The 26446-nt window shown below is 55.6% G+C and carries 20 protein-coding genes and 1 tRNA gene; 11 read left to right on the forward strand and 10 right to left on the reverse strand.

The window, feature by feature from the left end; all coding sequences use genetic code 11:
- The first annotated feature begins 14 nt into the window (after positions 1-14).
- The 4 genes from H1S06_RS09905 (at position 15) to H1S06_RS09920 (ending at position 2496) form a co-directional block, all read left to right on the forward strand.
- Positions 15-602 (forward strand): Crp/Fnr family transcriptional regulator, encoded by a 588-nt coding sequence (locus H1S06_RS09905; RefSeq protein ID WP_181739701.1) that lies wholly within the window; start codon positions 15-17, stop codon positions 600-602.
- 98 nt (positions 603-700) lie between these two features.
- Complete coding sequence (locus H1S06_RS09910) at positions 701-1330, forward strand: NAD(P)H-dependent oxidoreductase (protein ID WP_181739703.1); 630 nt, start codon at positions 701-703, stop codon at positions 1328-1330.
- The gene (locus H1S06_RS09915; protein WP_181739705.1) at positions 1327-1770 is read left to right on the forward strand and encodes a DMT family transporter; all 444 of its coding nucleotides are present in this window, start codon (positions 1327-1329) and stop codon (positions 1768-1770) included. Before H1S06_RS09910 ends, H1S06_RS09915 begins: the two co-directional genes overlap by 4 nt.
- Before the next feature lie 18 nt (positions 1771-1788).
- Complete coding sequence (locus H1S06_RS09920) at positions 1789-2496, forward strand: GNAT family N-acetyltransferase (RefSeq protein WP_181739708.1); 708 nt, start codon at positions 1789-1791, stop codon at positions 2494-2496.
- 33 nt (positions 2497-2529) lie between these two features.
- Here the strand turns inward: H1S06_RS09920 and H1S06_RS09925 are convergent, their stop codons facing one another.
- On the reverse strand, positions 2530-3048 hold the full coding sequence (locus H1S06_RS09925) for a Slp family lipoprotein (RefSeq protein WP_181739709.1): 519 nt from the start codon (positions 3046-3048) through the stop codon (positions 2530-2532).
- A 231-nt stretch (positions 3049-3279) separates the two neighbouring features.
- Between H1S06_RS09925 and H1S06_RS09930 the strand changes: the two genes are divergently transcribed.
- Positions 3280-4605 (forward strand): alginate export family protein, encoded by a 1326-nt coding sequence (locus H1S06_RS09930; RefSeq protein WP_181739712.1) that lies wholly within the window; start codon positions 3280-3282, stop codon positions 4603-4605.
- A 69-nt stretch (positions 4606-4674) separates the two neighbouring features.
- Positions 4675-6090: an aldehyde dehydrogenase family protein gene (locus tag H1S06_RS09935; RefSeq protein WP_181739714.1), complete on the forward strand. Its 1416-nt coding sequence runs from the start codon at positions 4675-4677 to the stop codon at positions 6088-6090.
- A 90-nt stretch (positions 6091-6180) separates the two neighbouring features.
- Here H1S06_RS09935 and H1S06_RS09940 read toward each other — a convergent pair whose 3' ends face one another.
- The 4 genes from H1S06_RS09940 to H1S06_RS09955 form a co-directional block, all read right to left on the reverse strand.
- On the reverse strand, positions 6181-7590 hold the full coding sequence (locus tag H1S06_RS09940) for an MFS transporter (RefSeq protein WP_181739715.1): 1410 nt from the start codon (positions 7588-7590) through the stop codon (positions 6181-6183).
- 116 nt (positions 7591-7706) lie between these two features.
- Positions 7707-9092, reverse strand: coding sequence for a sodium-dependent transporter (locus tag H1S06_RS09945; RefSeq protein WP_181739717.1), 1386 nt, complete (start codon positions 9090-9092; stop codon positions 7707-7709).
- A gap of 89 nt (positions 9093-9181) precedes the next feature.
- Positions 9182-10375 carry an amino acid aminotransferase gene (locus H1S06_RS09950; protein WP_181739719.1) on the reverse strand — a complete coding sequence of 398 codons (1194 nt, stop codon included), beginning with the start codon at positions 10373-10375 and terminating at the stop codon, positions 9182-9184.
- Entirely contained in the window at positions 10368-13901 is a 3534-nt protein-coding gene (locus H1S06_RS09955; RefSeq protein WP_181739721.1) for an indolepyruvate ferredoxin oxidoreductase family protein, read from the reverse strand. The genes H1S06_RS09950 and H1S06_RS09955 overlap by 8 nt, the downstream gene beginning before the upstream one ends.
- A 212-nt stretch (positions 13902-14113) precedes the next feature.
- On the opposite strand from H1S06_RS09955, the gene H1S06_RS09960 reads away from it, so the two are divergent.
- Together H1S06_RS09960 and H1S06_RS09965 are read left to right on the forward strand one after the other, a co-directional pair.
- Entirely contained in the window at positions 14114-14581 is a 468-nt protein-coding gene (locus tag H1S06_RS09960; protein WP_181739723.1) for an Lrp/AsnC family transcriptional regulator, read from the forward strand.
- Positions 14582-14703: 122 nt separating this feature from the next.
- Entirely contained in the window at positions 14704-17556 is a 2853-nt protein-coding gene (locus H1S06_RS09965; RefSeq protein ID WP_181739725.1) for a bifunctional diguanylate cyclase/phosphodiesterase, read from the forward strand.
- A gap of 19 nt (positions 17557-17575) precedes the next feature.
- On the opposite strand, the gene corA is transcribed toward H1S06_RS09965, so the two are convergent.
- Positions 17576-18526 carry a magnesium/cobalt transporter CorA gene (gene corA, locus H1S06_RS09970; RefSeq protein WP_181739727.1) on the reverse strand — a complete coding sequence of 317 codons (951 nt, stop codon included), beginning with the start codon at positions 18524-18526 and terminating at the stop codon, positions 17576-17578.
- A 22-nt stretch (positions 18527-18548) separates the two neighbouring features.
- Positions 18549-19523 (reverse strand): calcium/sodium antiporter, encoded by a 975-nt coding sequence (locus H1S06_RS09975; protein ID WP_181739729.1) that lies wholly within the window; start codon positions 19521-19523, stop codon positions 18549-18551.
- A gap of 201 nt (positions 19524-19724) precedes the next feature.
- Here H1S06_RS09975 and H1S06_RS09980 point away from each other — a divergent pair.
- Positions 19725-19812 (forward strand) — tRNA-Ser (locus tag H1S06_RS09980).
- A 315-nt stretch (positions 19813-20127) separates the two neighbouring features.
- Here the strand turns inward: H1S06_RS09980 and H1S06_RS09985 are convergent.
- Together H1S06_RS09985 and ypfH are read right to left on the reverse strand one after the other, a co-directional pair.
- A complete protein-coding gene (locus H1S06_RS09985) occupies positions 20128-20556 on the reverse strand; it encodes an N-acetyltransferase (protein ID WP_181739731.1) in 429 nt (142 codons plus the stop codon).
- Positions 20557-21106: 550 nt separating this feature from the next.
- Complete coding sequence (ypfH, locus tag H1S06_RS09990) at positions 21107-21748, reverse strand: esterase (protein ID WP_181739733.1); 642 nt, start codon at positions 21746-21748, stop codon at positions 21107-21109.
- 242 nt (positions 21749-21990) lie between these two features.
- Here ypfH and H1S06_RS09995 point away from each other — a divergent pair, with 242 nt between their 5' ends.
- Positions 21991-23937 carry an FAD-dependent monooxygenase gene (locus H1S06_RS09995; RefSeq protein ID WP_181739735.1) on the forward strand — a complete coding sequence of 649 codons (1947 nt, stop codon included), beginning with the start codon at positions 21991-21993 and terminating at the stop codon, positions 23935-23937.
- 50 nt (positions 23938-23987) lie between these two features.
- On the opposite strand, the gene H1S06_RS10000 is transcribed toward H1S06_RS09995, so the two are convergent.
- Positions 23988-24419 carry a MaoC family dehydratase gene (locus H1S06_RS10000; RefSeq protein ID WP_181739737.1) on the reverse strand — a complete coding sequence of 144 codons (432 nt, stop codon included), beginning with the start codon at positions 24417-24419 and terminating at the stop codon, positions 23988-23990.
- 194 nt (positions 24420-24613) lie between these two features.
- On the opposite strand from H1S06_RS10000, the gene H1S06_RS10005 reads away from it, so the two are divergent.
- Positions 24614-26392, forward strand: a complete 1779-nt coding sequence (locus tag H1S06_RS10005; RefSeq protein ID WP_181739739.1) for an acyl-CoA dehydrogenase C-terminal domain-containing protein — start codon at positions 24614-24616, stop codon at positions 26390-26392.
- Positions 26393-26446 lie beyond the last annotated feature (54 nt).

Consider the following 26446-nt stretch of genomic DNA (forward strand, 5'->3'; position numbering starts at 1 on the left):
CAAATGAGGTCGAGATGAATCAGGAACAGGCATTTATCCGGTTACGTCAGGTGATGTCAGGCTACTATCCATTGTCGGATGTGACTTGGCAGGCGCTCAGGGCCATTTGTCAGTATCGGCAGGTTGCCAGACAGAATCTGATTTGTCGGGTGGGTGAGGTGCCGCGTTCCTTTGCTTTTGTCTGTCAGGGCCTGTTTCGGGTTTTTGTACTGGATGAAAAGGGGAATGAATTCAACAAAAACTTTTTTCAGGAAGGACGATTTCCCGGTTCCATGACAGCCTTGTTACGCCAAGAAGTGTCACTGCATTCAATCCAGGCACTGGAAGACTCGGTCATCATCGAAATCGACTTTCAGGCCTTTCGTGATCTGCTGTATCGCAGCGAAGACCTCAAACTGTTTCAGATTCACTATCTTGAGGCGCACTGGCTACTGGACAAGGATACCCGCGAGGTGCGCCTGGTGCAGCAGGGCGCTGCCGAACGGTATCAAGCATTTCAGCAGGAGCATCCGGAACTGCTGGCCCGCTTGCCGCAATATCATATTGCCTCGCATCTGGGCGTGACTCCTACGCAGCTGAGTCGGATCAGAAAAAAATCCTGAGTCATCAACCTATGTAAATGAGCTTCAGTGCCTGCGTACGTAATCTGCATCCAGTCAGCGGGTATTCCGCTGTGTGAGTCCCAACACTGGAGTCGATTATGTCCCCCTTGAACGCCCTGAACTGGCGCTATGCCGTTAAGCAATTCGCCAATACCACTTTGCACCCGCAACAGCTGGAACCACTGCTGGAAGCGATACGCCTGAGCCCGGGGGCTTTTGGTCTGCAGCCCTATCGTCTGCTGCTGATCAGCAATCCTGAGCTGCGTAGTAATCTGCTGCTCCACTCCATGGGACAGAATAAAGTCACCAAAGCTTCGCATCTGTTGGTGTTTGCAGCGGTGCAACAAATTGATGAGGCCTTTGTTGCTGATCATATTGAATGTATGACCCAACAGAGGGGCGGTACTGCTGAGGAATATCAGGGCCTTGAAGCGCATCTGAATGGCTATTTCAGGAACATGAGCGATCAGGAAAAAGTGCGCTGGGCTGATCAGCAGGTGTTTCTGGCGTTGGGTAACTGCCTGACCAGTGCGGCGCTGCTGGGCATTGATAGCTGCCCTATGACCGGGTTTAACCCTGAGGGCTATGATCAGGTTCTGGGACTTGCCGAACAGGGTCTGAGGAGTGTTGCCACCTGTGCCCTGGGTGAGCGTCATGCCGAGGATGCCGCCGCCGATCTGCCGAAGGTGCGCTTGCCGGCGCAGGTCTTGACCCGGGTGTTGGTATGAGCAGCCTGCTTCCCTGGCTGGCGCTGTCTGCCGGTGCTGCCATTGCTGTCCAGGCGGGCATGAACGCCCGACTTGGGGTGGAGTTGGGCAGTACCATGCTGGGGGCAGGGGTCGCTTTTGCAGTGGCCTGTTTGGCATCTCTGCTGGTAGTTGCGCTGCAGCGTGCAGGTATGCCCGGTGTGGACCGTCTGCAGGCGGTCCCTTGGTATCTTTGGGGTGGCGGTATCATCAGTGCCTTTGGTGTGGGCATGTTCTATTTTTTGATCCCGCGTATGGGCGTAGGTCCGATGATGTCGTTCGCCCTGGCCGGACAAATTGTGCTGGCCGTGATTGCCAGTCATTTCGGCTGGTTTGATCAGCCGGTGAAGTCGATGAATCTGACGCGAGTGATGGGCCTGCTGGTGCTGGTTGCGGGTGTGAGTCTTATTTACTGGGAGTGAAATGGCATGGATCCTCTAATGCATAAAGCCAATATTGATAATCTGACCGGACTCTGGCGTTTAATGAGAGCTGACAGGCTGTCATCCGGACTGTGGCAATCGGAATGCTGGCCGCGCCGATGTTGGGGGGGGTGGGAAGACGGTCTGAACAGTACCGGACAAGCGCTGCTCCGCGAGGCACCGGTCGGCTATCTTTGTCCGATTTGGGACGTTGGTGTCGAAACAGCCGATGTGGAAAACGATCTATTAGCTGGCGGGTTCGAAATGGGTCTGCAGCAGCGGGCCATGGTCCTGCCATTGCATGAAGTCGAGCCGATTGAGAGTACGTTGACCTTGAACCTGAGTGCCATTGGCAGCGAACAGGATGCGGCCATTTGGGCGGAGGTGTGTGGGCGGGCCTTTGGTTATCACATTGATGTCGGCGTGATCGACCGGTTGCGTAATCTGCCAGAGGTGGAGGTTCTGTGGGCGACGCGCGAAGGTGCTGTTGTCGCGACGGCAATCCTGTATCACAGCGGGGCGGTAACGGGGGTTCATCAGGTTGGAGTACCGCCGGAGCTTCAGGGGCAGGGAATTGCCCGTGAGCTGATGTGGCAATTGGTTGCCCGGTTGAAGACGACAGCCGTTGAATCTCTATGCCTTCAGGCTTCAGCTGCTGGTGAGCCGCTCTATCTTAACATGGGGTTTAAACCGCAGTTTCTGATGCGCAGTTACCGGCGTATTTGAATCCTGCAAGTAGCGGGGCGCTGCTCAGATGTATTACTCGGTCTTGTTCGGCACAACAATGATCGGACGCATCATGAAAGGACTGTAGAAAAACGGATCACAGTCACAGCGCTCTCGTACCTGCTGTATCTCAGGCCAAAGGTGTACTTGTTCGGCCTTCAGTACAGGGAAGGTATAGGGGTGTTGACCCACGACACCGTCCTGCATGCGAGAAAAGGCACCCAGTGCCGTCACCTGACGTCCTGGCGCATAAATGGCAGGGTCAATGAAGTCACTGACTTCAATGTGAAAACGGCCCTCGCTGCTGTCACTTTTGACCGGGCGGCCGTTTCCACTCAGGCTGAACTGCACCACTTCGAGACGGCTGCCATGAGCCAGGTTCGTGACCGAAACGATTTCTCCTCCCCACAGTGCCACCTGATGCATGGCTTCGGTTTCGCTTGTTTCTGCGAAAGGCAGTAGTGTTTCTCCTTTGGGGACAGACAGGTCATCGGGCAGCGCTGCGCAGCCGGACAGTATCAGGACGCCGAGTAGCATGAAAGCAAACTTCATTGACGGATTCCTCGGTATTTGTGACTGAGAATCATTTTTACCACAAAGAGGGGTCTTGTTCCATCAGGCCAGGGGCACGGCAGGAGGGTGTTACAATTTGTTACAAAGCACCACAAATTTGCACATTTATTGCGCATCAGGTTTACAGAGGTGCTCTAGGCTGTACTCAATTACAAAAACAGCAGTCAGGCATGCGCCGTTCGGCGTCGCCATTATCGAGGGCTCATCCCCATGAAAAAACAGATTGTTCGCCGTGCTTCCGGCTATGCATTGAGCGCAGCCGTGGCGGCTACCCTTGCTGCTCCTGCGTCTGCGTATAACCTTTACAATGAAAACGGCTCCGAACTGAACTTGGACATCGAAGCCGTTTTCGGTGTTTTCTCCAGTAACGAAAACTATCTGTACGATAATGACCGTGGCGGTGCCAACTGGCGAGAGGGCTACATCAAATATGGCCTGTCGGGCAGTCATGTCTATGGCAGCAAAGGTGCCAGCGTGTATGCAGGCGTCAATTTGTTGAGTTCTGCGACCTGGGGTGACGGGGATGCGGGCGGCTTTACTTCCGGTAACGAATCCGAGACGGACCTGGAAGACGCGTACTTGGGTTGGCGTTCGGGGAGCATGTTGCCGGCACTGGGGCAGGATGGTCTGGATATCTCCTTTGGCCGTCAGCAGTTTGCCATTGGGGATGGCTTCCTGATCAATAGCGATGCGTTGAACTTTGGGGATGCCCTGGGAGGCGAGCTGGATCGTGGCGGAGCCTACTGGCTGGCCGCACGCAAGGCTTTTGACCGTACTGCCATTGTGCGTATCGGTGACGCCGAAGGCTTGCGCGCCGATCTGTTCTGGCTGGAATCGGATAATGTTGCCCAGTCCAAAATGGAGCTGGCAGGGATTAACGCCGAGTACATTCTCCCGGAAGGCACCTTCGGCCTGGCGTATCTCGAAGGCCTGGATGTGATGGAAGGTGGTGCTTCGCATCGTGATGGCCAGCAGACGCTGAGCCTGCGCTACCAGGGTAGTGCAGGGATCGATAACCTGTTCCTGTCCGGTGAATTCGTGACTCAGGATCAGGGGGATAATACGGTCTCCGACGCGGATGCCTGGTATATGGAAGCCGGGTGGACCTTTGCCGACGTGCCTTGGTCGCCGAGTGTGAACTATCGTTACTCGACCTTTGATGAAGGCTTTGATCCGCTGTTTTTCGGTTTTAACCGTGGTTATGGCACCTGGTTCCAGGGTGAAGTGGCGGCCAACTATGCTGGGCCATTTAACTCCGATGCTGATGTACATCATATAGGTGTGAAAGCCTCTCCGAGCGAGAGTCTGAGTATCGGAGCGTTGTTCTTCGATTTCCGTGATACCGCAGGTGGCAGCGGAGCACTGGATGGACAGGAAATAGACCTGTATGCCGAATGGGTCGTGACACCGAACCTGATTGTCAGCCCCTTGATCGGTTTTTATACGCCGGATAACAGCGATGCACAGGGCGGCTCTCAGATTGGCAATGACGACACCAATGTCTACGCTCAAATGATTGCCATTGTTCCATTTTGATTTGACCAAGCGTTAACCCGGACCTGTCGGCCAAGGCTGTCGGCAGGCCAATTGAATAAGGACTCCGAGATGCAAACGGTATCGACTCTTTTTATTAATGGTCAGGCGGTTGCCGGTGAGCGCGAAGCGTTTCCCGTGATCAACCCGGCTACGGGTGAAGCGTTCGCACAGTGCCCGGCCGCTTCGCCGGAACAGGTGGATGCTGCCGTGGCGGCGGCCCAGTCCGCGTTCAGAACATTTCAGCACACGCCGGATGCTGAGCTGCAGGCCATGCTGCACCGTGTGGCCGATCTGATAGAAGCTAATGCTGATGAGCTGGCTCGAGTCGTGACCCTGGAACAGGGCAAGCCATTGTCCGTGGCGCATATGGAAGTTGCCGGCGCTGTCGGGTGGACGCGATATACCGCTGAGCTGCAAGTACCGGTTAAAGTGATCGAAGACAGCGAGGAGCGTTTGGCCGAACTGCATCACAAACCTTTGGGCGTTGTAGGGTCAATCACCCCCTGGAACTGGCCGCTGCTGATTGCGGTCTGGCACATTATGCCCGCGCTGCGTACCGGCAATAGTGTGGTATCAAAACCGTCTTCAATGACACCGTTCAGCACCCTGAAACTGGTTGAACTGATCAACCAGGTTGTACCGGCGGGGGTGATCAATATCGTGACGGGAGAAGGCGGCATTGGCCGTGCCATGACTCAGCATCCCGAGATCAATAAAATTGTCTTTACCGGTTCTACCCCCACAGGGCAAGACATTATGCGCAAGGCGGCGGACAACCTGAAACGCCTGACACTGGAACTGGGGGGCAACGATGCCGGTATCCTGTTGCCGGGTGAAGATCTGGATGCGCTGGTGCCGGGGATATTCCAGACGGCCTTTATCAATATGGGGCAGACTTGCGCGGCGTTGAAGCGCTTGTACGTGCACGAATCACAATATGACGAAGTCTGTCAGCGACTGGCGGATATTGCGTCTGAACAGGTCGTGGGTAACGGCCTGGATGAGGGTGTGAACTTCGGCCCGGTACAGAACAAGGCCCAGTTGGACTTGGTAGTTGAACTGGTCGAGGATGCGAAGGCACATGGAGCACGTGTGCTGAGTGGTGGCAGTGTGCAACCGGGTAACGGCTATTTTTATCCACCAACCATTGTGGCGGATGTCCGTAATGGTGTGCGTCTGGTGGATGAAGAGCAGTTTGGCCCTGTACTGCCGGTGATTCCGTATAGCGACGTTGAAGAGGCGATCGCCATGGCGAATGACAATGTCAACGGGCTCGGTGGCTCGGTATGGGGCACGGATATTGAGCAGGCGCGCTCAGTGGCGATGCGCCTGGAAAGCGGTACTGCCTGGATCAACAACCATGCTGAAGTTTTGCCCCACTGCCCCTTCGGTGGCAGCAAAATGTCAGGTATCGGTATTGAGTTTGGGGAAGAAGGTTTGCTTGAGTACACCCAGCCACAGCTACTCAGCATCAAGCGCAACTGATGACGTAATCATCTCACTTTCTCGTTAATGCTACGAAAGTGCTTGCCGGGGTTCATCCCCGGCTTTTTTTAGGTGCTTTTGTAATCCTTGCTACTTCGTCTCTACGTATACATGTACTTTCCCCCGCGACCAGGAACGCCAGGCTGCCAGCAGGCAATAACCGCAGCAAAGCAGGAAGGCCAGTTCCAACAGATCCATCAGGGCCGGGTATTGCTCGGGTACCAGCTGTGCGTTGCCAATCATCAGGTTAAACAGGAAGACTACAACAGCCATGCCCAACATGTTGCCAAGGGTTCTGGAAATGTTCAGCAGGGATGAGCCGATACTCAGTTTATCAGTCGGAATGACACTTAAGGCACCGTTGTTGTTAGGAGAAGAAAAAAGACCAAACCCGGTTCCCATGACCAGAAGTGCCAGGACCACCTGCTCCAGGCCGCTATCCTGATTGAGCATGGCCAGAATCAGGAAGCCGACACCGAACAGCAGGCTGCCAAGGGTGGCGGGGATGCGAGGCTCGAATCGGTCTGACAGGCGTCCGGCAATAGGAGCCAGTATTGCCATCATCATGGCTTGCAGCAACATCAGTTGTCCTGCTTCTGCGGGCGACAACCCGCGAATATATTGCAGGTAAAGGCTGAGCAGGAACTGTAGGGGGTAGTTGGCGGCATACATGAAAAAACTGGCCTGAATAGAGCGAAAGAACACCGTGTTTTTAACCATGCGGCGCAGTCTGATCAGGGGGTATGGAGTATGCTCCTGCTGATAGACAAATAGTCCCAATAGCGCAAGCCCAAGGCTGCCCAGAATTATTCCGGTCCAGTCGGGAAGTTCGGACAGGCCGATAAAAAACAGGCTCGATGCGACAATAAATAACAGACTGCCAACCCAGTCCAACCGTTCGTCCAGTTTGCGCTCGGTTTCCTGTACATGTATCCAAACCAGCACTGCACAGATGACTGCCAGTGGCAACGGTGCGAGAAATACGGCGTGCCAGTCCCACCATTCTGTTAACCAGCCGCCAATAGGCGGGCCACAGGTCAGACCCAGATACACGGATGTGGATGTCAGGCCCAGCGCCATACCGCGTCCGTGATCTGCAAAAACCTGAGACACGATCGCCATGCCGGTGCCAAAAATCATGGCACCGGAAATCCCCTGCAGCAGTCGCATCAGCAGCAGCCAGCCGATGTGATCAACCAGAGTGATGGCAAACGAACTGAGTGAAAATAACAACACGCCTGCCAGAAAAACTTTTTTCCTTCCGATCATGTCGGCAATGCGTCCGGCCGGCAGTTGCAGGGCAATGGCGCCCAGCAAATTCATGGTTGGAATCCAACTGACCAGCACTGCATCTGCATTCAGGTCTGCCGCGATGGCCGGCAGTGCCACGTTGACGGCTGACATGCTCATCGGCATCAGGAAGGTGGCGACACAGATGCTCAGAAGTGTCAGCCAGCGCACGGAAGCTGAGGCGTAAGGCGTATCCTGGAGTGTGCTCATGGAGGGCCTTGTTAACGATAATTGGTATTACATTCTAGCGGTAATCAGGTAAAAGGACAGAGTGTTTGCTCGATAAAAAAAGCCGGCGCTGGGCCGGCTTTTAAAACGAGAGGGGATTACAGCAGGTTGTATAGGAATACCACCACAATACCGGCCGGTGTCAGGAAGCGGAGTACGAACATGAATGCGCTGTAGGCAGCGCCTTTCAGGCCGATCTCGTCATCCAGTCCCTGACGCTTCATGGCCCAGCCGGCAAAGAGTGCAATGGCCAGACCGCCCAGTGGCATCATCAGGTTGGAGACCAGGAAGTCGAGCAGATCGAACACGGTCTTGCCTTCAAAGAAGGGGATAAAGGCCAATGGGTGGAAGTCAGCCCAGTTGTTGAACGACAGCACGGTACCGATACCCACCAGCCAGATCGCCAGGCCGCCGAACAGTGCGCTTTTGGCACGGCTGATACCCTTGTGTTCTTCCAGCCATTCTACTACCGGCTCCAGCATGGAAATGGCGGAGGTCAAAGCTGCGACCAGCAGCAGAGCAAAAAACAGAGTGCCGAAGATCAGTCCGCCGGTCATTTGACCGAATGCCAGTGGCAGGGTCACAAAAATCAGGCCAGGCCCGGAGCCCGGCTCCAACCCATTGGCAAATACCAGCGGAAAGATAGCCAAACCGGCCAGCAGTGCTACGCCAGTGTCCATGACAGCAATCGTCATGGCCGTACGGGCGATGTTGACGTTTTGCGGCAGGTAGGAGCCGTAGGCCATCATCACGCCGATGCCGATACTCAGGGTAAAGGCGGCATGGCCCAGTGCAGTCAAGACACCTTCAGTGGTCAGTTTGCTGAAGTCCGGTGAGAACATGAAACTGACGGCTTCACCAAATTTTCCGGTAGTGGTTGCGTAACCGACCATGATGAACAGCAATATGAACAGCAAAGGCATCAGGGTGTTGATCGCTTTTTCCATGCCGGAGCGGATGCCGCGACCCACAATCAGGATAACAATGGCCATGAATATGCTATGCCACAGCATCAGGTCGCCGGTGCTGGCCAGCATGCCGCCAAAGGTGTTACCGATGGTATCCGCATCAGCGCCGGCAAACATGCCTGAGGCCGCTTTGCCTACATAGGACAGCGCCCAGCCGCCGATGACGGAGTAAAAGGAAAGGACAAGAAATGACGCAATGATGCCGTTCCAGCCGATCAGGCGCCAGCCTTTGCGGGTGCCTTCCACTGTTGTGAGTTCGCGCATACTGGCCACGGGACTCTGGCCGCCGCGACGTCCGACCATTACTTCGGCGATCAGTACGGGAATGCCAACGACGGCGATGCAGGCAAGGTAGACCAGAACAAAGGCGCCGCCACCGTTTTCGCCGGTAATGTAGGGAAACTTCCAGATGTTGCCCAGGCCTACGGCAGAGCCAACGGCTGCCAAGATGAAGGCCATGCGTGAGGACCAGAGGTTACCAGCCTGCTGGTGCGCTTTAGGGGTTGCTTGACTCATTATGAGAGTTCTCCGGTATCGTTATTGTTATCGGTCAGTGCCGGTACTGAAAAGCCCCTGCCGTGAAGCGACAGGGGCCTGGATTCTGGCTATTCAGTATGCTCAACCACCTCCCTCAGAGCCTCGGCAACGCGGGGCAATGTCTCAGTGGAAAGACCAGCGATATTGATCCGACTGGAATCCAGCATGTAGATGCCGAACTCGTCGCGCAGTGTCTGTACCTGTTGTGGTGAGATGCCCAAAAACGAGAACATCCCGCGCTGTCGTTCGATAAAGCTGAAATCACCGGCTGGAGTCAGTGCCTGACTTAAACCGGCACGAAGCTCAAGAATGCGGGAACACATCCCGTTGAGTTCATGTTGCCATTGTTGCATCAGCTCGGGGGTGTCGAGGATCATCTCGACCACCGCTGCGCCATGAGCGGGAGGCATGGAATAGTGCGACCGGATCGCACTCAGCAGCTGGCTGGTGGCGGCCTTGCCCTGTTGGGCGTTGGCTGAAATCAGCATCAGGGCACCGGTACGTTCCCGGTAGAGGCCGAAGTTTTTGGAGCAGGAGGACGCGACGATCACTTCCGGCAGACGCTGCGCCATCAAGCGCACCCCCTGTGCATCCCGGTCCAGGCCTTCGCCCAGGCCCTGATAGGCAATATCGATAAACGGCAGCAATCCCTTGCGCTCGACCAGGTCCGTGATAGCGGACCATTGGTCGGCGTTCAGATCTGCGCCGGACGGATTATGACAGCAGCCGTGCAGGAGTACCACATCACCGGCTGCTGCCTGTTCCAGGCAGGCCGTCATGGCGTCGAAATCGACGCTCAGGGTGGCCTTGTCCAGATAGGGGTATTCGCGGATGTCCAGTCCCGCCCCGGTCAACAATGGAATATGGTTGGCCCAGGTTGGGGCGCTGACCCAGACGGTGGTCCCTGCTTGGCAGAGATTGAGAAATTCGGCGGCCATACGCAATGCACCGCAACCGCCTGGTGTCTGCACCACGTTGACGCGATCATCCCGTAGTGCAGGGTGATCCTGGCCCAGAATCAGTTGACCGATCAGGTGATTGAATCCTTCCGTACCGGCCGGGCCGATATAGGCCTTGGTGGTCTCGGTGGCCAGCAGGCGTTCCTGGGCAGCCTGTACGGCTGCCATGATGGGTGTATTACCGGCTTCGTCACGGTAGACGCCGACACCCAGATCCACCTTGTCGGTACGCGGATCTTCGCGAAAGGTTTTCATCAAACTCAGAATCGGATCCTGAGGAAGGGTTTTGAGTTGTTCAAACATGTGCTTTCTCCTCCGCCTGAGCGACCTTGATCAGGGTCGGCTGGCCGGTTTCGAATGCCTTGATGAGATGCTTGCGCTTCTCGGCAACACCTTCGGCAGCCTGTTCACGTACCGGGCCGTAGCCACGGATTTCGGACGGCAGTTCTGCCAGGTCGACGGCGAACTCGTAGTTGCCGGCGTTCAGCTCGTGGGCAATACGGTTCAGCAGTTCCTGGTATTCCGCCAGCAGGGCACGATCCAGCTTGCGATCGGCGGAAAAACGGAAGGGGTCGAACGCAGTGTTACGGAGCCCCTTCAAAGGTGCCAGAACTTTCAAAGCCTTCAGCATCCAGGGACCGAACTGACGCTTCAGCGGGCGACCTTTCGCATCCTTTTTGCCACCCAATACTCCAGACAAGACGGGCGGTGCCAGGTTGAAGTTGATGTGGTAGTCGCCTTCGAAGGTCTGTTCGACCTCTTTCAGGAAGTCGGTCTGGGTAAACAGACGCGCCACTTCATACTCATCTTTATAGGACATCAGGCGGAACAGCTGCTGTGCCACGGCACGTGTCAGTTTCTGTTCGTTCTTGTCCAGAGAGGTTTCAGCGGTACGGATCTGCTCTACCAGCTGTTTGTACTGAGCGGCCCAGGCGGCATCCTGATACTCGGTCAGGTGCGCGCTGCGACGCTCGATCAGCTGTTCAAGTGTTTCGTTCTCCGGTGTGACCGGTTTGGTGCGGGCTTCTTCACTGAGCTGTGACTCGACCCAGTTGCGATCGTCCGCCGCCAGTCGGCCCCAGCCGAATGCCTGCTTGTTGCGGTCGATGGCGACGCCGTTCAGTTCGATGGCACGCATCAGCGCTTCAAGAGATACCGGTACCAGACCTTTCTGCCAGGCGAAACCGAGCATCATGACGTTGGAGAATACGGTGTCGCCCAGCAGTTTTTCCGCGATCAGGTTGGCATCCAGCTGATCGAAGGCGTTTTCGCCCACGGCGTCCTGGAGCAGCTTCAGGCGTTTCTCGGCCTGCATGTCGGCGTCACGGAACATCACGTAGTCGGCGGTCGCCAGCTCGGCTTCGTTGGCGACGATGCGAGTGTGGTTCGGGCGCAACACGTTCAGGGCCTTCTGCGAGGTCGCAACGACCATGTCACAGGCGACCATGGCGTCGGCCTGACCGTTCTCGATGCGGACCTGGTGCAGCTTGCTCGGCGAGCCGGCCAGACGCACGTAGCTCAGTACGGTACCGCCTTTCTGGGCGAAGCCCATGAAGTCCAGTACGGACGCACCCTTGGATTCCAGATGTGCCGCCATGGTGATCAGCTGGCCGACGGTGACAACACCGGTACCGCCGACACCACCCACCAGCAGGTCATAGCTGCCCTGCAGGGTCGGAATGTTGGGCAGCGACAGCTGGTTCAGACGCTGTTCCAGCTCGGCACCCAGATCCATGCCCTTGGACTTGCGCAACTGGCCACCTTCAATGGTGACGAAGCTCGGGCAGAAGCCGTTGACGCAGGAGAAGTCCTTGTTGCAGGAGGACTGGTCGATCTTGCGCTTGCGGCCCAGTGCGGTGTCGCGCGGTACCACGGACAGGCAGTTGGACTGGGTGGAGCAGTCGCCACAGCCTTCACACACGTGATGGTTGATAAAGGCGCGCTTGGCCGGGTCCGGGAACTGGCCGCGCTTGCGGCGACGGCGCTTCTCGGCGGCACAGGTCTGGTCGTAGATCAGCACGGTGCAGCCTTCGATGTCGCGCAGTTCGCGCTGCACGGCATCCAGTTCGGAGCGGTCGTGGAAGGTCACGCCCTGCGGGAACAGGGATTCGTTGCCCTTGTATTTTTCCGGCTCGTCGCTCAGCACCACTACGCGCTTGGCGCCTTCGGCGGATACCTGCTTGGCGATGGCATCCACGGTGATCTGGCCGTCTACCGGCTGGCCGCCGGTCATGGCCACGGCGTCGTTGAACAGGATCTTGTAGGTGATGTTGATCCCGGCCGCAATCGCCTGACGGATCGCCATGGAACCGGAGTGGAAGTAGGTGCCTTCACCCAGGTTCTGGAAGATGTGCGGGTTGCCGGTGTAACGGCTCTTGCCGATCCAGTTGACACCCTCGCCACCCATCTGAATCAGGGACTCGGTATCACGCCCCATCCAGGAAGCCATGAAATGACAGCCGATACCGGCCAGCGCCTTGCTGCCCTCGGGGACCTTGGTGGAAGAGTTGTGCGGGCAGCCGGAGCAGAAGTACGGCATGCGGCGCACGCCACCCGGATCGGTGATGCCCAGTGAGCAGTTGATCTGCTCCATGCTGTTGCTGAATTTCACCCCGAAGAAGCGGTCCAGACGTGCCGCCAGGTAACCGGCCAGCAGTTTCGGGCTCAGTTCGCCCACGTAGGGAATCAGCGGCTCGCCATTCTGATCCTGCTTACCGGTAATCAGCACTTCGCCAGGGCGATCCGGTTCAGACAGGTACTCCTTGATCTGACTTTCGATGATACCGCGCTTCTCCTCGATCACGAGGATCTCGTCCTTGCCACGGACAAAGTCCATGATGCCCTGGCGCTCAAGCGGCCAGACCATACCGACTTTATAGATGTCGATGCCAAGTTCCTGTGCACGTGCTTCATCAATGCCCAGCAGTTCCAGCGCTTCCAGCAGATCCAGATGACCCTTGCCGGTGCTGACAATACCGAAACGTGCGTCTTTGTTGTTAAAGAGGCAGCGATCGATCGGGTTGGCACGGGCAAAGGCCTGGACGGCGGCGAGCTTGTGCTCGATACGCGTTTCCAGCTGAGGGCCAGGCAGATCCGGCCAACGGTAGTGCAGACCGTCGGCTGGCGGGGTGAAATCGGTCGGGGTAACAAAGGTCGGCAGCGGCTTCAACTCGATAGAGGAGGCACTTTCGACGGTCTCGGAGATCGCCTTGAAGCCGACCCAGCAGCCGCTGAAACGCGACAGGGCATAGCCCCAGAGGCCAAAGTCCATGTACTCGGACAGGCTGGCCGGGTTGATGGTCGGCATGAACCAGGCCATGAAGGCCACGTCGGACTGGTGCGGCATGGAAGATGATACACAGCCGTGGTCGTCACCGGCCACAACCAGCACGCCGCCGTGCGGGGAGCTGCCGTAGGTGGTGCCGTGCTTGAGCGCATCGCCGGCGCGGTCCACGCCGGGGCCCTTGCCGTACCAGAGGCCGAATACACCGTCGACCTGCTTGTCTTCATCCGTTTCGACCTGCTGGCTGCCCAGAATAATGGTTGCGCCCAGGTCTTCGTTGATGGCCGGCACGAAGTCGATCTTGTGGTCATCAAGCAGTTTCTTGGATTGCCAGAGCGCCTGGTCGTAGGCGCCGAGGGGGGAGCCACGGTAGCCGCTGATCAGACCGGCGGTGTTGAGGCCGTTCTGCTTGTCGAGACGAGCCTGCATAAGGGGGATGCGTACCAGCGCCTGGGTGCCGGTCAGGAACACGCGACCCGTATCGCGCAAGTAACGATCCTCGAGACGATAGTCGTCGAGTGCGGGGGTATTGGCATTGACGGTCATACCCGGACTCCTTTTGTTGGATCTTGTTGTTATCGAGAGGTGGCACCGGATGGCAGAGTGACAATTCCTCTCATGGTCTTGGAGCTAAATTGTAGGGAGATGACAGATAAAGGTGCTTGTTATTTGCTGGCAAGAATGCCATTTTTTTGCAAGAATCTTTTGATTTTGATAAATATAAGAAAAAATATTCGATAAAATAAGAGTGTTACCAAATGAAACAGTTCGAGATGGACACGTATGACCGTAAAATCCTGCATCACCTGCAGCAGGATGGGCGTATCAGCAACCAGCAACTGGCCGATAATGTAGGTCTGTCGCCAGCTGCCTGCTGGCGGCGTGTGCGTGCGTTGGAAGAGCAGGGCGCGATTGCGGGATACAGCGCATTGCTTAGCCCCGAAGTACTGGGGCAGGCGATGAGCGTATTTGTGCTTGTTTCATTACAGCGACATCATATAGACAGTACGGCGGAGTTTGAGCAGCAGGTCAGTGCGTATCCCGAGGTTTTGCAATGCTTTGCTGTTACCGGTAATGCCGACTTCGTGCTCCGTGTCGTGGTGCCGGATATGTCATCCTATGACCGCTTCTTGAATGAGAAAATATTTACCCTGCAGGGTATCGCACAGGTACATTCCAATTTTGCCCTGCGTGAAATCAAAAATACTCAGCATTTGCCTCTGTGAATGCAGTTGGTGTTTGCGATTAACCTTGGCGTGGTGTTATAAGTCTGTGATTTGTATCTTCGTTCGGGGTGGCATGGATAGTGGCCGGACGAGAGCTGTTACAATTCTGCAGAGACCAATTAATGTCACTGACCATTAATGCAGACACTTTGCCGCGTTACCAGACACGGGTCATCCTCGGCATGGTCGGGGTGTTGATGCTGGCCGTGTCCGCCTTTTTCATCTTTAACGCATACAGTGCCGGCAAAGAGTATATTCGGCAGCAATGGCAGGTTCAGCTGGAACGTAGTCATCAGAAGCTGCGCGATCATGTGGACTCGACACTGAGTTATATCGATTTTGTTCGTCAGCAAACCGAGACCGTGTTGAAAACACAGGTCAGGGATGAAGTGAGTCAGGCGGTCAGTGTGGCGCGTGCCATCTATGCCGAAGAGCAGGTGCGTAATCCGAATAACCCCCAGGCTGCCGCGCAACTGATACGTGAGGCGCTGCGGGATCTACGTTTCTTTGATGGGCGTGGTTACATTTTTATTGATACGGTGGACGGAGAGTGCGTCCTGCTACCGATTATGCCCGAGGCCGAAGGGCGCTCCCTGTATGACAACCGGGACGATACCGGGCACTACATCATGCGCGGACTGCTGGACGCCTCGCGAGAACCGCGCGGTATGGGATTTTCCCATTATCGCTGGTATGCGCCCGACTATCCCGACGAGATGCGGGAAAAAATTGCCTATGTCGAGTCCTTCGAGCCTTTGGGCTGGATTATCGGCAGTGGCGACTACCTGTATCAGGTCGAGCAGGACCTGCAACAGCAGACCTTAAAGAGACTGCAAACCATCCGGCTGGAAAATCATGGCTATATGGCGGTTCTCCAGCCGGAAGGGCGCATTTTGCTATGGCCGTCCAGTCCCGGGCATGAAGGGCGCTCAGTGCAGGCGCTGGAAGGGGAGCATCGCGATATCGCGCGCTGGCTGGTCGAGCAGGCTACGCCGGAAGGGCGCTTCGTCAATTATGAATGGTACCGTGAAGGTAGTCAGGAAAAACAGGAAAAGCTGGCGTTGGTGCAGCGAGTACCTGAATGGGACTGGGTGCTGGTGGCCGGTATTTATCAGGATGAACTGATTGCCAGCCTGAACCAGCAGCGTGAACAGCTGGAAGCCGGGCTGTACAAAGACCTGGTGGCCTTGCTGATGCTGCTTGCCCTGGCGCTGGTTGTTGCCATGGGAGGCGCCTTGATGATCACGCGCTGGCTACGGGTACTGATGCAACGTTATCAGAGCGAAATTGATAGCCAGAGAGACGAATTGGAAACTCGTTCACGAGAGCTGCAGCTGGCCGGTAAGGTATTCGAGGCCTCTGGTGAGGGTGCCATGATCAGTGATGCCAAAAATCGCATCATGGCGGTCAACCCGGCGTTTTGTCGTATAACCGGTTATAGCGCAAGCGAAGTGGTAGGCAAATCGCCGGCGCTGCTGTCCTCGGGGCGTCACAGTCAGGCATTTTTTCGTCAAATGTGGAAAGTGTTGCATGCCGAGCAGCGTTGGCAGGGCGAGGTCTGGAATCGTCGCCGTAACGGAGATATTTATCCCCAGTGGCTCTCGATCACCATGGTCAGTGATGATCAGGGGCGACCGCTCAACTATGTTGCCATGCTGAATGATATTTCCGAACGCAAGGCTGCCGAAGACCAGGTGCGCTATTTATCGGATTTTGATGCCTTGACCGACTTGCCCAACCGACGCCTGATTCGTGAGCGCACAAAGCAGGCCATCAGTCGGGCTCGTCAGAGAAACGAAAAAGTGGCGCTGGTGATCATCGACTTGGATCGTTTCAAGAACGTCAATGATACGCTGGGCCATGGCGCGGGAGACACCCTGCTGCAGAGAATGGCCCAGCGGTTGTCATCCGAAATGCGCGGCGGCGCAATTCTGAGCCGAATCGGCGGCGATGAGTTTGTGGCATTGTTACCCAGTGCCGAACCTCAGGATAATTTGGAGGCGCTGGTAGCTCACTGTTTGATGCAGGTGACGCGGCCGTTGAACCTGGATGATCATGAACTGGTCGTGACGGCAAGTGCCGGCGTGGCGGTGTTTCCTGCAGATGGTCAGGATTTTGATACGTTGCTGAAAAATGCGGACACCGCGCTTTATTATGCCAAGGCACAGGGGCGTAATAACTTCCAGTGTTTCACCTCATCCATGAACGAGAGAGTGTCGGAACGCCTGTTGCTGGAAAGCGGTTTGAGAGATGCGCTCAAGCACGAAGAGTTCGAGTTGTATTATCAACCGCAGTACGATTTCGGTCGGAACCGACTGTCAGGCTGTGAGGCCCTGATCCGTTGGAATAGCCCGCAAGGTCTGGTAATGCCTGACAGGTTTATCCCGCTGGCGGAGGAGACGGGGCTGATTATCCCTATTGGCGCCTGGGTGCTGGAGCAGGCCTGTCGTCAGGGTGAAATTTGGAACCGGGAGTTGGTCGAACCCATTTCGATAGCTGTGAACGTCTCGGCGGTCCAATTTCGTCCGGCGCTGGTGGAAGAGGTGAAGGGGGCGCTGGAAAGTACAGGGTTTGATCCCCGCCAGTTGGTGCTGGAAGTGACAGAAAGTGTGCTGATGAGCGATGTGGACAGTTCTGTACGACTGTTGGAGCAGCTGCGAGAGCTGGGTATTCGTATCGCATTGGATGATTTTGGTACGGGTTATGCCAGTCTGGCTTACCTCAAACGTTTCGTGCTGGATAAACTGAAAATCGACCGCACCTTTATTATGGGTATACCGGAAGACAAGGATGATGTTGCTATTACCTCATCCATTATCGATATTGCCCGACATCTGAATATCATGACGGTGGCCGAAGGGGTGGAAACCGAGGCTCATTGCGAGTTTCTGCGTACGGCAGGCTGTAACATCGCACAGGGGTACTATTTCGACAGGCCGCTGCCGGCGGAGCAGTTTGGCCGCCGGCTGACCTGAAGGAAAAGGCGGGGCCGGTTTACAACCAGCCCTTGTGCTTGAAGAACATATAAGGTGAGATAGCCGAGGTCACCATCAGGATCAGTGCCATTGGATAGCCGAAGGCCCAGTCCAGTTCGGGTATGGTGTTGAAGTTCATGCCGTAGATAGTGCCGACCAGTGTGGGTGGCAGAAAGACGACAGCCGCGATTGAGAAGATCTTGATGATCTGGTTCTGGCGGATGTTGATGAACCCCTGCGCCGCATTGAGCAGGAAGTTGATCTTTTCAAATACGAAAGTGGCGTGGGCCATTAGAGTATCCAGATCGCGTAAAATTTCGCGACAGGTCTCCACGCTGGCCGTTTCCTGACGGATATGTCGCAGCAGAAATGACGTGGAACGTTGAGTATCCATCAGACACAGACGAATCTGACCGTTACTGTCTTCCAGCTTGGCCAGCCGATCCAGTTGCTCGCCCAAATCGGCTTCGCGATCTTCCAGAACCTCATTGCTGACCTGTTCCAGACTGCGGTGCAGGTCCTCCAGCTGGTCGGCCAGGTTGTCGACTTTTTGCTCGAACAGCGAAATCATGACCTGTAACGGGGAGTTGGCTTCGATCCAGCCCCGACGGGCTCGCAGCCGCGTCAGGCGGAAGTCGGGCAGCTCAACATCGCGGCTACTGATCAGGCGCTGAGGATTGAGCGTGAAGGCGACACTGGCCGTACGAAAACGGCCCTCGCTTTGATATAGAAACAGCGAGTGTATATGCAGGTCTTCGCCCTCGACAAAATAGCGAGAGCTGGACTCGATTTCCTCTACCTCATCGGCATCGGGCAGGTTTTGCGAGAAGAGTTGCTCAACCGTCTGCCGTTCCTCTGCATCTGCGTCCTGCAGGTCAATCCAGCTGGCACCTTCAAGGTCGATAGCTGTAGGGTCAGCAACCTCGCGTTCGCGCAGTTTGCCGGCTTCCAGTGCGAAAGTACGAATCAAAGGCGTCTCCCCCCTGTCTTGTTTAAGCGTTTATGACGCCATATACCAGATAGCTGGTGTAGGCGATAAAAGTAGCGACCAGCAAGCCGCCTTCAAGACGGCTGATGCGGCCGGGGCCGCGGAACCCATAACCAAAAATAAACAGTGACAGGGTGAGACCTGCCATGACGATCCAGTCGCGGGTCAATACTTCGGGGCTGACCGTCATGGGGTGAATAGCGCCCGCGATACCGACGACAGCCAGAGTATTGAACATGTTGGAGCCGATGACGTTGCCCAGAGCCAGATCATGCTCGTTCTTGCGCACGGCAATAATGGATGAGGCCAGTTCCGGCAGAGATGTGCCGATGGCGACAACTGTCAGGCCGATGATAAGATCACTGATGCCCATGGCGCTGGCGATATCGACAGCCCCCCAGACCAGTACGCGAGAGCTACCGACAAGCAGTACCAGACCCAGCAGCAGCCAGAAAATGGCCTTGTTCAGCGGCATGCTCTCTTCATCGCCCATATCCTGTTCCACGTCGATGCCCAGTGCGTCACCGCGCTGGCGCATGCCCTGGGTAATAGACCAACCCATTATAAGGAAGAATACGCCCAGCAATATCAAAGCATCCGTGCTGCTTATTTCACCATCCATCAGTTGATATCCGGCCAGCAGGGTAACGATAGCCAGCAGGGGAAGTTCCTTGCGCAAAATCTGTGAATGTACGGCAATGGGGCTGAGCAGGGCCGTAATGCCCAGGATAAGAGCGATGTTTGTGATGTTGGAGCCGTAGCCGTTACCCAGGGCCAAGTTGGGGTTGCCCTGGATAGAGGCAAATGCCGATACCACCATTTCCGGTGCGGAGGTGCCGAAACCGATAATGACCATGCCGATCAGCAGGGGTGGCATGCCAACATGCCGGGCTGTTGCAGCGGCGCCATCAATGAAACGGTCGGCGCTCCAGACCAGTACCGCGAGTCCACCCACCACGGCTAAAATTGCCATCAACATTTGAATCAAAACTCCTCGTTGTTCGCGTCGTCTATGCAGGCGTGCATCATACTCTGACACAGGCTTTGCGTCTTGGTTATGACGAAAGTGAAAAAAAATGAAAAAAGGGGGTTGTGCTTTGAAAACAACGATCTATAATACGCGCCATCATTTGATGAGACACAGCCACTAACGGCAAGTGACTTGTAAAATGAAACGAGTGGTCAGGTGTCCGAGTGGCCGAAGGAGCACGCCTGGAAAGTGTGTATGTCGAAAGGCATCGAGGGTTCGAATCCCTCCCTGACCGCCATTTACTGTTAAGGTAAATGCAAGCCGCATGGGGTGTTTCATACATTCCGAAGCAAAAGTGGAAATGTCCGTTAAAGTATCGTCAGGCATTTCCCAGTCGAAAGAACGTCTGTTCTGAATATTTTAATAATATTACTATCGTGCTGAATACATATCCCATGCTTGGGGATATATTTCCGCTATTCCGCTATTCCGCTATTCCGCTATTCCGCTATTCCGCTATTCCGCTATTCCGCTATTCGTTCCTGTCAGGCGGCTACACTTTGGCAGCCGGTCCGTTGTATACAGTCTTTTTTCGGTTTGTTGCCCATGATCTTCAGGCGGTGTTGGATACCATGGTGTATTCCAGGTGTCCCGTGTGTGTTTCAGTCTGCTGGCTGACAACCGTAAACCCCTGGGCGAGATAAAACCTGTAACTGGCATCGTTTTCCGTATAGACCGAGAGGGTGAGGGCAGGTCTTTTCGTTTTGGCATGGTCCAGCAACAATTTGCCAATGCCTTGCCTCTGCAGTTCGGGACGAACAAAAATGGCGGCCAGGGTGTTGTCGTGCAGTGCGTAAAAACCGACCACCTCCGAATTCCGTTCAAGCACATACGTTTCCGATGCGGGCAGGTAGAGGGTGCGCATGTTATCGACTTGCGATTGCCAAAACGTTGGCGCTATAAAGTCGTGTGCCTGGATGGAGGCCTGTAGCCAAATATCCAGTATGGATTCAATATCGCTATCCTTGCAGGGTCTGATCATTGGTTTTTTCCAGTGTGTTGGCCATTGAGCGGTTGTTTGTCAAAGGGGTCTGAGAGCCTGTCTGCGATCAGGCTATGAAAATACACAAGGCCTGACGTAAAGACATGGCGTCATGTCAGGAGTTTTGATATGAACAAGTCCCTTTGGTTTGGTGATGACCATGGTTAATAGGCGCATTAAAAGCTTGGTTTGAGTGTCTTATATTTACTGGTCGGGGGCTATCTCTATCTCGCCTATATCTACGATATTGGCTTTCCTGATGGGCATGTGACCGATTATGAGCAGGCTATGGCACTTTTCAGTGTACCGGTGCTGATGATAAGTCTGTATCTTCTGGCAAGGGGTGTTCGGCCCAGTGGTACAGGCAAAATCCCTCTATTATGGATGGCTTGCTTGTGTTTGGCTGTGTGCATGACGGCAGTGCTTGGCGTCGACAGCTATCTGTTTTCTGAGCTTGACCACGGTCAGGGTGGTAGGCGTGAGTGAGGTGCCGGTATCGACAACCGTCATGAGCGGCGGCGTCGATACCCGTCAGGTGCCTTTGTTTCTTTCAAGCAATCCCCAAGCTTGCCGCTACACGCTCTGCAGCGCGTTGCAGCAGTTGCTGCGTGATCTGGTGTGCCACGCCGGGTTCGGTATCAAGTGTGACTGTGGCCCCCAGCTTCGTCAGTTGTTTAAAGGCCGCACGTGCGTGATCAACCGGGATGACATCATCGTCTTCACCGTGCAGCAGGTGAATGGCAGTTCCGGTCGGAGCCTGTTCCGGCAGGACGGCATAGCGGCCGGAAAAGCCTAATACCTGTCCAACGAGGCCGTCTTTCGCCTTGATTGCTTCCAATGACATGATGGTGCCCTGTGAAAAGCCCACCAGCACGGTATTTTCGGGCGCAACCGCTTCGCGTGTCTGTAGTGCTTCTACCATCTCGATAAAACGGGGCAGAGATTCGCTTACACGTTGAGGGCGGTTTTCTTCGGTGATGTTTTGCAACGAAAACCACTGGCGTCCACCGAAAGGGCCATCGAAGGGATCAAAACCGTCGACGACCAGGCAGCAAGCGCCGGGAATTGCGTGGTTAAAGGCTTCTCCCAGTGGTGCCAAGTCTTCCTTGTTGCTGCCAACGCCGTGGGCAACAATGAACAGGTATTCTGTATCGCCTCGCGCCGGAAATTCGATCATGTCTGGTAATGTCATATTCACTCCTGATGGTGTCAGGCCCTTGTGTGTGGAAGAGGGAGACCGTGTCGGGAAATCATACGCGCACCGCTGCCAAAGGCACAGGAGAAGACTGCAAGGGGCGTAACTGGAAGGTTGTCCCCATTTTCAGGTGACAAATGCTTTCCGAGCTTCGCTTAAGCTCTATCTGAGCAATACAGGCGCAGGGCGTACTATTAATCAATGGGCAGGCCTGCCAATAATGATAAGAGGATAGGGTGATGCAATATCATCTCAATGGCTTCAAACCCGGTAATTACGAAATTCCAGATGCAGCTCGCGAGCCTGCCAAGGCACCTCCGATAGTGGATCTGCCCAAAGAGGTCGATGTACTGATTGTGGGCTGTGGCCCGGCGGGATTGGCGCTGGCGCGACAACTGGCGGAATTTGCGGATATCAAAACCTGTATAGTCGAACAGAAATCCGGTCCCATGCTGTTTGGCCAGGCTGATGGCATTTCCTGTCGTACTTTGGAGATTATGGAAGCCTTTAACAGCAGCGACATGCTGGTGAAAGAGTGCTACCAATTGCATCAAAATGCTTTCTGGGAACCGGATATCAATAATCCTGCCAACATCAAGCGGACGCATAAGGTGGCCGATGCACGACTGGGTCTGTCCGAGTTTGTGCATGGCGTGGTGAATCAGGCGCGTCTGCATGAAATTCTGCTGGATGGCATGGCGAATTCGGTGACGCATCTGGTGCCGCATTATAGCCGTCGTTTGCTGACGCTGAATGTTGACTCTGGCCTGACGCAGAACCTGGCTGCATATCCGATCACAGCGACGTTTGAGCGCACTGATGTTGAGTCGTCTGCCAAGGTTGAAATGATCAGGGCGCGCTATGTGGTGGGTTGTGACGGTGCCCGCAGCGCGGTGCGCAGGAATCTGTCCATTCCGCTGCAAGGTGACTCTGCCAACAAGGCCTGGGGCGTGATGGATGTGCTGTTGGTGACCGACTATCCCGATATTCGCGTGAAGAGCTTTATCCAGTCCAGAGAGAATGGAGCAGTGATGCTGATCCCGCGCGAAGGGGGGTATCTGGTGCGTCTGTACGTTGAACTGGACCTGCTGGGTAAGGATCAGCGGGCATCCAGCCTTGGGCTGACTGCCGATGACATCATTGCCAAGGCGCAGCTGATCATGCATCCCTATAAATTGGAGGTGAAAGAGGTCGCTTGGTGGTCCATCTATGAGGTGGGGCAGCGTGTGGCCGAGCGGTTTGATGATACTCCTGTGGGTAACCCGGATGGTCTGGTTCCGCGTGCCTTTGTGGCCGGTGATGCCTGTCATACACACAGCCCCAAGGGTGGTTGGGGACTGAATACTTCACTGCCTGATACCTTTAACCTGGGATGGAAGCTGGCAGCAGTCCTGCAGGGCAAGAGTCATCCCGCATTGCTGCAGACCTACGCAGCCGAGCGTCGCAAGGTGGCTCAGATGCTGATTGATGCGGATCGTCAGATGTCGGCGCTGGTGGCCACCCGACCGACTGCCAGCAAGGGTGACGGCAAGCCGAAAACCACCACGGCGGATATCGAGAAGTTCATCGCCCGTCAAAATGGTTTTATTGCCGGTACCTCCATTGGTTACGATGCGTCCTGCATTGTCACCGGGCAGGCACACCAGGCGCTGGCGACAGGTTGTCCCATCGGTCAGCGTTTTCATTCAGCCGAGGCGCTGCGTCTGGCGGATGGGTGTCCCATGCACTTGGGGCATCTGCTCAAGGCCGATGGCCGTTGGCGTATCTTTGTGTTTGGCAATCGGCAGAACCCGCTTGATGGTGATTCGGATGTGCGTAAGCTGATTGCGTTTTTGGGCAGCGACGAGGCTTCACCGGTGAAGAAATATACCCCGTCAGGGGCGGATATCGACTCCGTAATCGATGTGTATGCCGTGTTTCAACAGCAGGGATTGGCCATCGAAGAAATGCCGGATTACCTCTGGCCAGCGAAGGGCAAGTACGGTCTGCGTGATTATGAGAAAGTGTTTTACGCGGGTGGTGTTGAGGATGTTTTCGAGCAGCGTGGCATTGATCGCGGGCATGGCTGCATGGTGGTTGTGCGTCCTGACCAGCATATTGCCAACATCCTGCCGTTGCATGCTCATCAAGAGTTGGGTGCCTTCTTTGATGCATTCATGCGGGTACCGGGACATCGGATGGCATGAAGTAAAGGCCGGTGGATGCACCGGCCTTTTGTGTTTTGGCGCTTGTCTAATCAGGCTTCGCGCCGATCCACCATAAAGGTGCCTTCACCGGTAGCGACCAGCTTGTCGCCGACGTGAACGTCGGTGCGGCACTTCACTCGGCGGCGGCGCTCATCGATTTCGGTGACGGTCAGGGTGGCGGTAGCTGTGTCGCCAATGTGAACGGGGGCCTTGAATTTCAGTTGCTGATCCACGTAGATGGCACCGGGACCCGGCAGGCGCGTACCGGCGACGGTCGAGATCAGCGCGGCGCTGAACATGCCGTGGACGATACGCTGCTTGAATGGTGTCGTTTTGGCGTATTCGTCATTGATATGGATCGGATTGTTGTCTCCGGACAGTCCTGCAAACAGAACGACATCCGCGTCGGTAATGGTTTTGGCGTAGGATGCGTGCATGCCAACGTCCAGATCTTCCAGGTAGTAACCGTGCATGTCCTGCATTGAATCACTCTCTTGTCATCAGATTTAGTGGGAGTATAACCAAAGTAGGGGACGGTAAATCGAATGAATGCCCGTTTCCCTGCTTATCAAATGCAATTGGCGTGTTAATATAAGTGTATTCCCTTATTTTTATGAGCGCCAGTCTGGACGCTGCTGGCCTCATCCATGAACACTGATCGTCAGGAAGGTATTGTATGGCAGATTACAACGCTCCTCTGAAGGACATGAAGCTGGCTCTGAATCATGTGGCTCGGATGCCGGAGCTGGCTGAAAAGCCGGGATTCGAAGATGCATCCGCCGATATGGTGGACGCGATTCTGGAAGAGGCGGCTCGGGTTGCCCGTGATGTGGTGGGGCCGACCAATGTGGAAGGCGATCAACAGGGCGTACAGTTAAAGGACGGCACGGTTGTTTGTCCGGAATCCTTCAAGGATGCCTACCAGCAGTATGCCGAAGGTGGCTGGGGTTCACTGCAGTTCGATCCCGAGTACGGCGGTCAGGGCCTGCCGTTCCTGCTGTCCATCCCGGTCATGGAAATGTGGCATTCGGCCAACATGGCTTGGGGGTTGTGCCCTATGCTGAGCCAGGGCGCAGTTGAGTGTCTGGATCTGAACGGCAGTGATGAGCTGAAGGCCAAGTATCTGCCCAAACTGGTCAGCGGTGAGTGGACCGGTACCATGAACCTGACCGAGTCCAATGCGGGTTCCGACCTGTCTGTGGTGCGTGCCAAGGCAGAGCCTGAGGGTGATCACTACCGCATCAGCGGTGAGAAGATCTTCATCACCTGGGGTGATCATGAGATGGCCGAGAACATCATCCATCTGGTACTGGCGCGTTTGCCGGATGCCCCTCCGGGGGTGCGGGGCATTTCCCTGTTCCTGGTGCCCAAGTTCATGGTGAATGGTGATGGATCATTGGGGGAGCGCAACACGGCCGGTCCGCTGTCGCTGGAGCATAAAATGGGTATTCATGCCTCGGCCACCTGTGTGATGGGGTTTGATAATGCTGTTGGCTACCTGGTGGGTGAGCCCAACCGTGGCTTGGCTTGCATGTTCACCATGATGAACAACGCACGCTTAAGTGTGGGGCTGCAGGGGGTATCGATTTCGGAACGCGCCTATCAGCAGGCGCTGGAGTACGCTTTTGAACGTATTCAAGGGCCGGCTGTGGGTACCAAAGAGGCGGGACCGATCATTCGTCATGCGGATGTGCGGCGTATGTTGTTGACCATGAAGGCTCTGACGGAAGCGGGTCGTGCCATTGCTTATGATGCCTGTGGCAGTCTGGATTTTGCCGTCAAGGCGGAAGCGCCGGAAGAGCAGGTCGTCGAGCGAGCGCGTGCCGCTTTGTTGACGCCGATCGTCAAGGGCTGGTGTACGGAGGTAGCGCAGGAAGTGACGTCTCTGGGGGTTCAGGTACATGGTGGTATGGGCTATATCGAGGAAACCGGCGCGGCCCAGCACTACCGTGATGCACGTATTCTGCCGATTTATGAAGGTACCAACGGTATTCAGGCGCTGGACCTGGTGGGTCGCAAGACCTTGATGGATAAGGGTGAGGCCTTGACCGCGCTGATTGCCGAGATGCGTGAGTCGCTGAAAGCCTGTGATGCGTCCTTGACGTCGCAGACCAAGGCGGTCGAGGCAGCGGTTGCCGGCCTGGAGACGGCGCGTGATGTATTGTTGACGGGTGCGGCCGAGGATGAACTGTTGCCGGGTGCCGTTGCCTATAATTTCATGATGTTGGCTGGTTATGTCTGTGGCGGCTGGCAGTTGCTGCGTCAGGCGGATGCTGCGGTGCGTTTGATGGCGGAAGGGGATGATGACCCTTATCTGCAGGCCAAACAGGAAAGTGCCCGTTTCTATATGGCACAGATTCTGCCTCGCTGGAAAGGCCTGGCCGACACGCTTGAAGACGGTAGTTTGACGACGATGGCTCTGCCTGAAGCACTGTTCGCTAGCGCCTGGCAGTAATCTCCGCACATTTCCTGGCTGGAACCCCAGCGGGGGCTGATGCACAATGCCCGG

The sequence above is a fragment of the Marinobacterium marinum genome (assembly GCF_013868415.1).
Classification (GTDB): Bacteria; Pseudomonadota; Gammaproteobacteria; order Pseudomonadales; family Balneatricaceae; genus Marinobacterium; species Marinobacterium marinum.

Coding starts and splice junctions, on each gene's coding strand:
- H1S06_RS09950 (WP_181739719.1), bottom strand. CDS start 10,375: ATGTTTGAACAACTCAAAACCCTTCCTCAGGATCCGATTCTGAGTTTG.
- H1S06_RS09910 (WP_181739703.1), top strand. CDS start 701: ATGTCCCCCTTGAACGCCCTGAACTGGCGCTATGCCGTTAAGCAATTC.
- H1S06_RS09975 (WP_181739729.1), bottom strand. CDS start 19,523: ATGTTGATGGCAATTTTAGCCGTGGTGGGTGGACTCGCGGTACTGGTC.
- ypfH (WP_181739733.1), bottom strand. CDS start 21,748: ATGACATTACCAGACATGATCGAATTTCCGGCGCGAGGCGATACAGAA.
- H1S06_RS09930 (WP_181739712.1), top strand. CDS start 3,280: ATGAAAAAACAGATTGTTCGCCGTGCTTCCGGCTATGCATTGAGCGCA.
- H1S06_RS09915 (WP_181739705.1), top strand. CDS start 1,327: ATGAGCAGCCTGCTTCCCTGGCTGGCGCTGTCTGCCGGTGCTGCCATT.
- H1S06_RS09935 (WP_181739714.1), top strand. CDS start 4,675: ATGCAAACGGTATCGACTCTTTTTATTAATGGTCAGGCGGTTGCCGGT.
- H1S06_RS09920 (WP_181739708.1), top strand. CDS start 1,789: ATGCATAAAGCCAATATTGATAATCTGACCGGACTCTGGCGTTTAATG.
- H1S06_RS09925 (WP_181739709.1), bottom strand. CDS start 3,048: ATGAAGTTTGCTTTCATGCTACTCGGCGTCCTGATACTGTCCGGCTGC.
- H1S06_RS09995 (WP_181739735.1), top strand. CDS start 21,991: ATGCAATATCATCTCAATGGCTTCAAACCCGGTAATTACGAAATTCCA.
- H1S06_RS10005 (WP_181739739.1), top strand. CDS start 24,614: ATGGCAGATTACAACGCTCCTCTGAAGGACATGAAGCTGGCTCTGAAT.
- H1S06_RS09905 (WP_181739701.1), top strand. CDS start 15: ATGAATCAGGAACAGGCATTTATCCGGTTACGTCAGGTGATGTCAGGC.
- H1S06_RS10000 (WP_181739737.1), bottom strand. CDS start 24,419: ATGCAGGACATGCACGGTTACTACCTGGAAGATCTGGACGTTGGCATG.
- H1S06_RS09955 (WP_181739721.1), bottom strand. CDS start 13,901: ATGACCGTCAATGCCAATACCCCCGCACTCGACGACTATCGTCTCGAG.
- H1S06_RS09960 (WP_181739723.1), top strand. CDS start 14,114: ATGAAACAGTTCGAGATGGACACGTATGACCGTAAAATCCTGCATCAC.
- H1S06_RS09985 (WP_181739731.1), bottom strand. CDS start 20,556: ATGATCAGACCCTGCAAGGATAGCGATATTGAATCCATACTGGATATT.
- H1S06_RS09945 (WP_181739717.1), bottom strand. CDS start 9,092: ATGAGTCAAGCAACCCCTAAAGCGCACCAGCAGGCTGGTAACCTCTGG.
- H1S06_RS09940 (WP_181739715.1), bottom strand. CDS start 7,590: ATGAGCACACTCCAGGATACGCCTTACGCCTCAGCTTCCGTGCGCTGG.
- H1S06_RS09965 (WP_181739725.1), top strand. CDS start 14,704: ATGTCACTGACCATTAATGCAGACACTTTGCCGCGTTACCAGACACGG.